This is a genomic window from Helicobacter pylori (genome assembly GCF_003638305.1).
GTDB classification, from domain to species: domain Bacteria; phylum Campylobacterota; class Campylobacteria; order Campylobacterales; family Helicobacteraceae; genus Helicobacter; species Helicobacter pylori_DJ.
Genome location: NZ_MVYP01000002.1, coordinates 146,551 through 157,466 on the forward strand (window position 1 = coordinate 146,551; position 10,916 = coordinate 157,466).

The 10,916-nt window shown below is 39.3% G+C and carries 12 protein-coding genes; 8 read left to right on the forward strand and 4 right to left on the reverse strand.

The features are described 5' to 3' along the window. The first annotated feature begins 14 nt into the window (after positions 1–14). Positions 15–782, forward strand: a complete 768-nt coding sequence (locus tag EAL04_RS01660; protein ID WP_120972836.1) for a hypothetical protein — start codon at positions 15–17, stop codon at positions 780–782. Here EAL04_RS01660 and EAL04_RS01665 read toward each other — a convergent pair. Then, a complete protein-coding gene (locus tag EAL04_RS01665) occupies positions 779–1,642 on the reverse strand; it encodes a menaquinone biosynthesis family protein (RefSeq protein ID WP_120972838.1) in 864 nt (287 codons plus the stop codon). The genes EAL04_RS01660 and EAL04_RS01665 overlap by 4 nt on opposite strands. 99 nt (positions 1,643–1,741) lie before the next feature. On the opposite strand from EAL04_RS01665, the gene recA reads away from it, so the two are divergent. Genes recA through EAL04_RS01695 form a run of 6 tightly spaced genes read left to right on the forward strand, consistent with a single transcriptional unit; the run spans position 1,742 to position 6,429 of the window. Further along, positions 1,742–2,785: a recombinase RecA gene (recA, locus tag EAL04_RS01670; RefSeq protein ID WP_000952097.1), complete on the forward strand. Its 1,044-nt coding sequence runs from the start codon at positions 1,742–1,744 to the stop codon at positions 2,783–2,785. A gap of 11 nt (positions 2,786–2,796) precedes the next feature. Further along, positions 2,797–4,077: a phosphopyruvate hydratase gene (gene eno / locus EAL04_RS01675; RefSeq protein ID WP_120972840.1), complete on the forward strand. Its 1,281-nt coding sequence runs from the start codon at positions 2,797–2,799 to the stop codon at positions 4,075–4,077. Further along, positions 4,070–4,345: a hypothetical protein gene (locus EAL04_RS01680; protein ID WP_000146224.1), complete on the forward strand. Its 276-nt coding sequence runs from the start codon at positions 4,070–4,072 to the stop codon at positions 4,343–4,345. The genes eno and EAL04_RS01680 overlap by 8 nt, the downstream gene beginning before the upstream one ends. Positions 4,346–4,361: 16 nt before the next feature. Beyond that, complete coding sequence (locus tag EAL04_RS01685) at positions 4,362–4,958, forward strand: AMIN domain-containing protein (RefSeq protein ID WP_024111839.1); 597 nt, start codon at positions 4,362–4,364, stop codon at positions 4,956–4,958. 4 nt (positions 4,959–4,962) lie between these two features. Continuing rightward, complete coding sequence (locus EAL04_RS01690) at positions 4,963–5,451, forward strand: shikimate kinase (RefSeq protein WP_120972842.1); 489 nt, start codon at positions 4,963–4,965, stop codon at positions 5,449–5,451. A gap of 21 nt (positions 5,452–5,472) precedes the next feature. After that, positions 5,473–6,429, forward strand: coding sequence for a PDC sensor domain-containing protein (locus tag EAL04_RS01695; protein WP_120972844.1), 957 nt, complete (start codon positions 5,473–5,475; stop codon positions 6,427–6,429). Here the strand turns inward: EAL04_RS01695 and rfaJ are convergent. Beyond that, positions 6,426–7,529 carry an HP0159 family lipopolysaccharide 1,6-glucosyltransferase gene (gene rfaJ / locus EAL04_RS01700; RefSeq protein WP_120972846.1) on the reverse strand — a complete coding sequence of 368 codons (1,104 nt, stop codon included), beginning with the start codon at positions 7,527–7,529 and terminating at the stop codon, positions 6,426–6,428. The two genes, EAL04_RS01695 and rfaJ, sit on opposite strands and share 4 nt — an antisense overlap. Positions 7,530–7,679: 150 nt before the next feature. Between rfaJ and EAL04_RS01705 the strand changes: the two genes are divergently transcribed. Further along, positions 7,680–8,597: a tetratricopeptide repeat protein gene (locus tag EAL04_RS01705; RefSeq protein ID WP_120972848.1), complete on the forward strand. Its 918-nt coding sequence runs from the start codon at positions 7,680–7,682 to the stop codon at positions 8,595–8,597. A gap of 532 nt (positions 8,598–9,129) precedes the next feature. On the opposite strand, the gene EAL04_RS01715 is transcribed toward EAL04_RS01705, so the two are convergent. Then, on the reverse strand, positions 9,130–9,852 hold the full coding sequence (locus EAL04_RS01715; RefSeq protein ID WP_015644664.1) for a YebC/PmpR family DNA-binding transcriptional regulator: 723 nt from the start codon (positions 9,850–9,852) through the stop codon (positions 9,130–9,132). Next, positions 9,853–10,824, reverse strand: a complete 972-nt coding sequence (gene hemB / locus EAL04_RS01720; protein WP_120972852.1) for a porphobilinogen synthase — start codon at positions 10,822–10,824, stop codon at positions 9,853–9,855. Positions 10,825–10,916: the final 92 nt, after the last annotated feature.

Below are 10,916 nucleotides of genomic sequence, written 5' to 3' on the forward strand. Positions count from 1 at the left end.
GATATAATAAGGCTATGGGTTTTTTAAAAGTTTTGAAACATGACGCCTTGGGGCAATTAGGGAATGTTGTTGTGGGGAATTTTTTAATCACGCTCACTATTTTAGCGGTTTGTTTTTCCTCTCAAGGTGCTGAAGAAACGACCATGCTCACTTTAAGCTACACGCTCTTTTTTGTCTTGGGGGCGTTTTTACTGATTGCAATCAGTGTGGGAGCGATCAAAAATCTCAACGCGCTTTTTTCTAAAAGGGGGGTTTTAAGCTTTTCTTTACCCGTTAGTTTAGAGTCTTTATTGCTCCCTAAAATCTTGCTCCCCATGGTGTTTTTTATCTTCAGTTTGTTCTGGTTTGTGGCGAGCGTGCGTTTGGGCTATTATCTTTTTAACGCGCAATCCAGCGTGTTGTTTATCTTGCACACCGCTTTAAAAACCTTTGCGTTAAAACCCACTAAAACTATAGGCGTTGCGCTGTTTTTAGGGCTTGTTTTAATGAAATTTTTATTTGTTTTGAGCGTTTTAAACGCTGCTAGGATCAAAAAAGCGCGTTTTTTACTCGGAGGATTGTTGTTCATTTTGGTGGGGGTTGTTTTGGAATTAGCGTTCAATTCGTTACTGCCCTTAATGAGCTCTAGTTTAAGCATCAATGAGGGATTTTATTATTTCTTGCAACAACAAGAATTGCAAGAAAATAAATACTATCTTTTATGGGGGGTGGATTTTTTAAAAATCCTTTTATTGTATGGGGTGATCCGTTACTTGCTTATGCATAAACTAGAATTGGATTAAGAAAAGCGGTATTTTAAATATTCATCAGTGAGCAAGCAATCTTTAGTCTTTAACAAACTAGCGTAAAACCCATGCTGATAGCCTAATTCAAAAAGCTTGTCTATGGCGAGAATTTGAATCTCGCTTAAGCGCGTTGAAGTTTCATTCGCATACAAGCTTAAATAAGTTTGTAACCGCTCTTTATTGACACGAATGAGCGAACGCTCTAACAGCATGCTAGAGAGCAAATTTTGGTGTTTTAAAGCGGTTTCAACCGCTTTAATCAAAGCCTTTTTAATCAAAATCGCGCGATACAAGGGGATAGAGCGCCTAATCGCCATGCCCCCTAAAGGCAGGGGCAAATCCACTTCAATGAGTTCTTTCCAAACATCCCACAATTCTTTTTCCACTTCTAATCCATCATGGAAATCCAAGATATTTTCATGAATGAGCACGCCTGCATGCACTTTTCCTTCCAAAACCGCTTTTTCAATGTCTAAAAAATTCATGTAAGCGATGCGCGCATGTTTGTAATAGATCTTAAACAAGAGAGCGTTTGTGGTGTGTTCCCCACTCAATGCGACTTTAAAGTCTTTTTTCAATTTCACGCCTTTTTTTTTCACTAATTTAGGCCCATAGCCATTCCCAAAGCTTGTCGCTGTGGGGAGTAAGGCGTAATCGTTCGCAATTTTAGGGTATAGCCCAAAACTAATCGCGCTCACATCATAAGTGTTTTTTAGGGCTTCTTGGTTTAGGGTTTCAATATCCAAAGCAATGTTGTGGAATGTTTTATTTTTAATAGGGCAATCTATCCAGCCAAACTTAATCGCATAATACATGAAAATATCATCAGCATCAGGGCTATGAGCGACACTAATCAAAGTAAAATCCTTTTGTGATAGGGTAAGTCCTTTTATTATAATAGATTTTAGGCTAGGATTTGATAGAATAAACAAATCAAATTCAATTAAGGTAATTTAATGGCAATAGATGAAGACAAACAAAAAGCGATTTCTTTAGCGATCAAACAAATTGATAAGGTTTTTGGTAAGGGGGCGTTGGTGCGCCTTGGGGATAAGCAAGTAGAAAAGATTGACGCTATTTCTACAGGCTCGTTAGGATTGGATCTGGCTTTAGGGATTGGGGGCGTTCCAAAGGGTAGGATCATTGAAATTTATGGGCCAGAGTCAAGCGGGAAGACCACTTTAAGCTTGCACATTATTGCAGAATGCCAAAAAAATGGCGGCGTGTGCGCGTTCATTGACGCTGAGCATGCCCTAGATGTGCATTACGCTAAGAGATTGGGCGTGGATACGGAAAATCTACTCGTTTCCCAACCTGATACAGGCGAGCAAGCTTTAGAGATTTTAGAAACGATCACCAGAAGCGGAGGGATTGATTTAGTGGTGGTGGATTCGGTGGCGGCTCTTACGCCTAAAGCGGAGATTGATGGGGATATGGGCGATCAGCATGTGGGCTTGCAAGCAAGGCTTATGAGCCATGCGTTAAGAAAAATCACCGGTGTTTTGCACAAGATGAACACTACTCTCATTTTTATCAATCAAATAAGAATGAAGATCGGTATGATGGGTTATGGGAGTCCAGAGACCACAACCGGAGGCAATGCCTTAAAATTCTATGCGAGCGTTAGGATTGATATTAGAAGAATCGCCGCTTTAAAACAAAACGAACAGCATATCGGCAACAGGGCTAAAGCTAAAGTGGTTAAAAATAAAGTCGCTCCGCCCTTTAGAGAAGCGGAATTTGACATCATGTTTGGGGAAGGGATTTCTAAAGAGGGCGAAATCATTGACTATGGCGTGAAATTAGACATTGTGGATAAGAGTGGGGCATGGCTTAGCTACCAGGATAAAAAGCTAGGGCAAGGCCGAGAAAACGCTAAAGCCCTACTGAAAGAAGATAAAGCGCTAGCGGATGAAATCACTCTTAAGATTAAAGAGAGTATTGGCTCTAATGAAGAGATCATGCCCTTACCCGATGAGCCTTTAGAAGAAATGGAATAAAAAGGATTTTGATGCTAACCATTAAAGATATTCATGCTTTAGAAGTGATGGATAGTAGGGGCAATCCTACCATTCAAGCCAGCGTGATTTTGAGCGATAACACTAAGGCGAGCGCGATTGTGCCTAGCGGGGCGAGCACCGGTAAAAGAGAAGCGTTAGAATTAAGGGATAATGACAAAACCCGTTTTTTGGGTAAAGGGGTCTTAAGGGCATGCGAAAATGTCAATAGCGTGATCAAACACCATTTGATAGGGCTTGAAGCGATCAATCAAGCCTTTGTAGATGAGAGGTTAAGGGCTTTGGATGGCACGCCTAATTACGCTAATTTAGGGGCGAACGCTGTTTTGGGCGTTTCTATGGCGTTAGCAAGGGCTAGCGCGAAAGCTTTAAATCTGCCATTATACCGCTATTTAGGGGGGGCTAACGCTCTGACTTTGCCGGTGCCGATGCTCAATATCATCAACGGCGGATCGCATGCGAATAATTCCATAGACTTTCAAGAATACATGATCATGCCTTTAGGGTTTGAGAGTTTTAAAGAAGCCTTAAGAGCGAGCGCGGAAGTCTATCACACGCTTAAAAAACTTTTAGATGAAAAGAATCAGCTCACAAGCGTAGGCGATGAGGGGGGTTTTGCGCCTAATTTTAACAACAATGTAGAACCCCTTGAAGTCATTTCTCAGGCCATTGAAAAAGCCGGCTATAAATTAGGCGAAGAAATCGCACTCGCTTTAGATGTGGCGAGCAGTGAGTTAGTGGATGAACATTTTAATTACCATTTAAAGGGTGAAAATAAGATTTTAGATTCGCATGAATTAGTGGCTTATTATAAAGAATTGGTGGCAAAATACCCGATTGTGTCTATTGAAGATGGTTTGAGCGAAGACGATTGGGAGGGTTGGGCGTTTTTAAGCAAGGAATTAGGGCGTCAAATCCAATTAGTGGGCGATGATTTGTTTGTAACGAACGCAAGCATCTTGCAAAAAGGCATTGAAAAAAACATTGCGAACGCCATTTTGATCAAACCCAATCAAATCGGCACCATTAGTGAGACTTTGGAAACCATAAGATTAGCCAAACACCATGCCTATCAATGCGTGATGAGCCATAGAAGCGGGGAGAGTGAGGACAGCTTTATCGCTGATTTTGCTGTCGCATTGAATACGGGAGAAATTAAAACCGGATCCACCGCAAGGAGTGAAAGGATCGCTAAATACAACCGCCTTTTAGAGATTGAGCATGAATTAAAAGGGGGGATTTATATCGGCAAAGAGTTGTTTAAGCATGGCTAGTGGCCTTTTTGAAAACGATGGAATCAAAGACAACAAAGCACGAGATTTTTTTTATAGCCATAGCTCCCTTATTGTCTTTTTCCTTTTACTGCTTGGGTTTGGGTATTATTTAGGGAAGTTGCTTTTTGGGGGCTCTTCTTTAGAAGTTTATTTGGATTTAAGAGACAAGCATGAACGATTGCAACAAGAAATCACCGAATTGCAAAGCAAGAATGTGCGCTTGCAAAAGCGTTTGTTTGAATTGAGGGAATTACGGCCTAGAGATTAGATTTAAGGAAATGGCAGTGTTAAAAAAGATGATAGGTTTGGTGGTGGTTTTAAGCGTCTTATTAGCCAGAGACAACCCTTTTGAGCCTGAAATCAATTCCAAGAATTTGCAAGGGGGCTTTAATGGGATCTATGACAGCTATTTTAAAGAAATCCATGTGGATTTGCCCACGAGCGCTAGGATTTTAAAACAAATCACGCTCACTTACCAGGATATTGATGGCTCTATCCATTCTAAAGTCGTGGGCATTGATAAAAGCATTGATTGGCACTACCCCTTAAAACTTTCCCAACACACCCTTAATCAAGACGCTTTTGAAAAACGCTACCAGATCCAAGATTTTGATTTTTTAATGGCAAACAACACGATGATTTTGCGCTCCCCTTATAAAATTTTGCGCTCTTTTGTGCTAGTCAATCCTTATAGAATCGTGTTGGACACGCAAAAAGGCCCTTTGGATATTTATCAAAACATGGATTTAAACCAGAAGTTTTTTTCTCACATTAAAGTCGGTACGCACAAAGATTATTACCGCATCACGCTCATTTTAGACGGGAAATACCGCTATCTTTTGGAAGAAAAAAACGGGGCGTATGAATTGAAATTGAAATAAAAGCATGCAGCATTTAGTCTTAATCGGTTTTATGGGGAGCGGTAAAAGCTCTTTAGCGCAAGAATTGGGGCTGGCTTTGAAATTAGAAGTGTTGGATACGGATATGATCATTAGCGAGAAGGTGGGCTTGAGCGTGAGGGAGATTTTTGAAGAGCTTGGCGAAGACAATTTCAGGATGTTTGAAAAAAATTTGATTGATGAATTAAAAACGCTCAAAACCCCCCATGTTATTTCTACCGGTGGGGGCATTGTGGTGCATGATAACCTTAAGGGTTTAGGCACAACTTTTTACCTCAAGATGGATTTTGAGACCTTGATTAAGCGTTTGAACCAAAAAGAAAGGGAGAAACGCCCCCTTTTGAATAACCTCACTCAAGCCAAAGAGCTTTTTGAAAAACGCCAAGCCCTCTATGAAAAAAACGCCTCCTTTATCATTGATGCAAGGGGTGGTTTAAATAATTCTTTAAAACAAGTGCTACAATTCATCGCATAAATTTTTTTTAAAGGCCTTGTGATGTTAAGTAGAGACATTGTCCAATATTCCAAGATCCGCACCGAGTTATACGCTTATCTTACCTATTTGTTTTCGCACAATATCCGCAACCACCTCCCTGAAGTCACTTTGGATTATTTAAACAAACAGATCAGAAAAATGCATGCTGAAATCAAAATGGCAAAAAGTTTTTTTGTGTTAGACGCTAAGGGCATGCTAGTTCTTAAGCCAAGCCAACTTAAAGAGGAAGGGCATAAGGAAGGGATATTAGAGCATGATTTAACAGAAGGGATTGAATTAGAATCGCATGCCAGTTTTAGCGATAAGTATTATTTTTATCAAGCCGTGAGTGAAAAGCGTTGCATTTTAACCGACCCCTATCCTTCTAAAAAAGGAAACCATTTGGTAGTGAGCGCGTCTTACCCGGTGTATGATCAAAATAACGATCTAGCGTTTGTGGTGTGCTTGCAAATCCCTTTGAGGGTGGCGATTGAAATCAGCTCGCCTTCAAAGTATTTCAGGACCTTTAGCGAAGGGAGCATGGTCATGTATTTTATGATTTCTATCATGCTCACTTTAGTGTCGTTGCTTTTATTTGTGAAATGCATTTCTAGCTTTTGGACAGCGATTGTCAATTTTAGCAGTTTTGACATTAAAGAAGTGTTCCACCCCATTGTGCTTTTAACCCTAGCCTTAGCCACCTTTGATCTAGTCAAGGCGATTTTTGAAGAGGAAGTTTTGGGTAAAAATAGTGGGGATAACCACCATGCAATCCACCGCACGATGATCAGGTTTTTAGGCTCTATCATTATCGCATTAGCCATTGAAGCGTTAATGTTAGTGTTTAAATTCAGCGTGAGCGAACCGGATAAAATCACTTATGCGGTGTATTTGGCTGTTGGTGTGGCGGTGCTTTTGATCAGTTTAGCGATTTATGTTAAATTCGCCTATAGCGTGTTGCCCAAACGAGAACGCTAAGAGTTTAAAAGTTTTTCTTTTAAGCGTTTGAAAATCCTCTTCAATCTAAAAAAGACATATTCTAAAAGGGTTTTTTTATTGAGCAGAGGGGCAAGAAATTCAAAGGTTTTTTGTTTGTCTTGAAGGCTTAAACATTCTGTCATTTGTTTGAGGAATTTCACGGAATATTCAGCGTAAAAAGGGGTTTTTAAAAGAGTCTCATGCCATTCTTTAGAATATAAAGCAGTGGGTGAAACCCAAGGTTTTCCTACAAAATAAAAATGCAGCATGACAATTTCTTGTTGGCTAGGAATGAAGCGTTTTTGATTGGCCATGAAAGGGTGGGCGTTGTAAATATAAGGTAATTGTAAAACTTTTTGATAGCATGCGAGCGTTAAAAGATCCTGTTCAGGGCAAAACACGCACTGGCCTTTTTGATGGGCTAAATTGAATAATTTATCTTCTAAATGATCAGCACGCCATAGCTTTAAATTCACGATTAAAAACCCAACATTATAGTGGTTTTCACAAATGATTTTCATGTCTTTTTCTTTAAGGTAATGCTCATAGAGAGAAAATTTTTGGCGAGGCTCTCTCTCCCTTTCTGTTTGAAAATGTTTAAGGTTTTTAGGAGAAGAAAAATCTTTAGCCGCTCCAAAATAATAGCCATCTAGCGGGATAAAAAAACTCTCGCTCACATCGTTTAAAAACAAAGTGTCCGCATCAAACATGATGATTTTGTCGTATTGTGGGAATAAAGAAGCCAAAAACAAGCGGCACATGACCATTTTAGAAAAGCGCGTTTTAGCGTAAATATTGAGTTGCAAAAAAGCTTCATGGATTTTATCAATCGCAGAGGGTTCTACTGAAGTGGTGTAAAGATTAGGGGTTGAAATGTCTAAAAAATCCACGCTCGCAAAAGCGCTAAAGGGGGCTAGAGTTTCTTTTAATTTTTGTTGGTTTTCAAGGCTTAAGTTATCCACCAAGCAGTGGATTTTATAAAAAAGTTTTTTATCATGGTGTTTTGTTTTAGCGCAAGCCAGCATGGAATACAAACTCACGCCAGCCGGAATGGCATAATGATTGTCAAAGGCGATAACGATAGGAATAATGATACTCATTTAAGTGGTTTTCCTAAAATAGGTTTTTAATTAAATTTAATCCAAAGTTGAATTTATTTTTTGACAATATTATACTATAATAACCAATTAGATTGGGGTTTTACTGATCTTTCTTTGTGTGAGCTTTGGCTTAGTTTTGTAAGGAATGAGATGATAAAGAGTTGGACTAAAAAATGGGTTTTGATTTTATTTTTAATGGCAAGTTGTTCCAGTTATTTGGTGGCTACAACCGGTGAGAAATATTTTAAGATGGCTAATCAAGCCTTTAAGAGAGAGGATTACCATAGAGCGGTGGCTTTTTATAAGAGGAGCTGTAATTTGAGGGTGGGGGTTGGTTGCACGAGTTTAGGCTCTATGTATGAAGATGGCGATGGCGTGGATCAGAATATTCCAAAAGCCGTTTTTTATTACAAAAGAGGGTGCAATTTAAGGGATCATCTCGCTTGCGCGAGTCTAGGCTCTATGTATGAAGATGGCGATGGCGTTCAAAAAGACCTTCCAAAGGCTATCTATTATTATAGGAGAGGGTGCCACTTAAAGGGTGGGGTGAGTTGCGGTAGTTTGGGTTTTATGTATTTTAATGGCACGGGCGTTAAACAAAATTATGCCAAAGCCCTTTCTCTTTCTAAATACGCTTGCAGTTTGAATTATGGCATTAGTTGTAACTTTGCAGGGTATATGTATAGGAGCGCCAAAGGCGTACAGAAGGATTTGAAAAAAGCCCTTGCGAATTTTAAAAGAGGGTGCCATTTAAAAGACGGGGCGAGCTGTGTGAGTTTTGGATACATGTATGAAGCCGGTATGAATGTCAAACAAAATGAAGAGCAGGCTTTGAATCTTTATAAAAAAGGTTGTTTTTTAAAAGAAGGGAGCGGCTGTCATAATGTGGCGGTGATGTATTACATGGGTAAGGGAGCTCCAAAGGATTTAGATAAAGCCATTTCATATTACAAGAAAGGGTGCACTTTAGGCTTTAGTGGTAGTTGTAAAGTGTTAGAAATGATTGGCAAGGAGTCTGATAATTTGCAAGATGACGTGCAAAACGACACGCAAGACGATACGCAATAAGCTAAAGCTTAGGGCTAATCGTTAAAACTCATCTTATAGGAATCTTTCACCTCTCTTGCTATTCAAATAGGGATTAATCTTCTCTATTGATGAAAATTAAGAATGCGATAAAAATCTACAGATTTAGGGTTTGGATTTATTCTTATATTGGTAATAAAAATCCTCAAAGGCCTTTTAAAATAAACATAAAAGAGCTTGCACCAGACACAAGCGATAATTTTTTAAAGCGCTTCTTTAGGGGATTTAATGGGGTTAAAAAAAAGGGGTGTTGTTTCAAAATCCCCCTATCCGCTTTAAGAAATAGCTCTACCACAAAAAAATTAACTATAAAAAAAGCTTAAAAACAAGTTTTTTAAAAAAGAATATTGAATCAAGCTTATTCCTATTTGATAAAAACAAAAACTAATCAAAATAAAATTAAAAATCCAATCAAAAAGGAGTTTTATAACTCTTTATAGGATTTTACAAGCTTATAGCGACAAAACTTTTTGTTGATTTTCATTGTTAAAAACACTTTGAGCCTTTTTGCATTTCACTCAATATTCGTATAAAGCGCGACCACATCATCATCGTCTTCAATCCTATCCAATAACTTTTCGGTAAGCTCCATTTGTTCGTCATTCAATTCAATGGGCGTTGTGGCGATGCGTTGCAAACCCGCTTTTAAAATGGGCAATCTCAAGCTTTCAAACCCCTCATTTAAAAGCTTGAAGCTGTTATAATCCCCTCTAATAATGATTCTATCTCCCACTTCTTCTAATTCTTCCAAACCATAATCAATGAGAGCGAACTCTAAATCTTCTAGGCTGAGCTTTAAATTTTCCACTTCATTTTTCAAGCATTCAAACACGCTTTTCCTATTAAACATAAACTCTAAAGAGCCATTAGGCACGATGCTCGCTCCTTGCGTTTTATTGAAATAGCTTTTAAGGTTGGCAATGGTTCTAGTGGGGTTATCAGTCATGCATTCCATGATGATTAGCACGCCAAAATTCGCCTTACCCTCATAAGTGATCTCGCTCAAATTCCCCTCTTTACTGCTCGCTCTTTTAATCGCCGCATCAATGTTGTCTTTAGGCATGTTTTGCGCTTTAGCGTTTAAAATCGCTGTTCGCAGTTTGGCGTTCGTGTCCGGCTCGCTCCCGCCATCTTTTGCCGCTAGAGTGATCGCTTTGGCGAGCTTGGGGAAAACCTTACTCATCTTATCCCATCGTTTTTCTTTGGCCGCTCTTCTGTATTCAAACGCTCGTCCCATTCAATTCCTTTGTAATAAGTTAGCCACTTCTTTAGCATGATAGCTAATAATCATATCCGCTCCCGCTCTTTTAAAACAAGTCATCGTTTCTAACAGCACGCTTTCATAATTGATCAGGTTGTGTTTTTGCGCGAGTTTGAGCATGGCGTATTCCCCACTCACGTTATAGAGTGCTAAAGGGAGCAAAGTGTGATTTCTAATCTCTTTAACAATATCCAAATACGCTAAAGCCGGCTTCACCATTAAAATATCCGCACCCTGTTTTTCATCTTCTAAACTTTCTAAAAGCGCTTCTTTTTGGTTAGCGTAATCCATTTGATAGCTTTTGCGATCGCCAAAACTCGGCGCAGAATTAGCCACATCTCTAAAAGGCCCATAGTAGCTGCTCGCAAATTTAGTGGAATAGCTCATGATAGGCGTTTGGGTATAGCCGGCGTTATCTAGCGTTTTTCTCAAGCTGAAAACATTCCCATCCATCATGTTGCTTGGGGCTAGAATATCCACACCGCTTTCAGCTAAAATAAGCCCTTGAAGGTTTAAAATCTCTAGCGTTTTATCGTTAGACACAGAAGCGTTTTCTAAAATCCCGCAATGCCCATGGTCGGTGTATTCACAAAAACACAAATCCGCTATAACGATTAAATCCTTGAATCGTTTTTTAATCTCTTTGGTGGCTTTTGCGACAATGTGATCCTTATTTAACGCATGGCTTCCTGTAGCGTCCTTATGTTTAGGAATGCCAAACAATAAAACGGCTTTGATGCCTAAACCCACTAATTCTTCGCATTCTTTTAAAAGAGGCTCCATGCTCATTTGATAAACGCCAGGCATGGAGCTGATTTCATTTTTAATATAACTATCGCTTTCTATGACAAATAAGGGAGCGATGAAATCATCAATATTTAAATGCGTTTCTCTTAACATCGCCCTTAAATTTTCGCTGCTTCGTAATCTTCTCAATCGTTTGAACATGTTCTCTCTTTATTGTTTTTCTTTAGCCCCACAATTGGCTTTTTCTGTTCCCTTCATTCCGCTCACCTCTCTCAAATTTTCGGGGGGGGGGG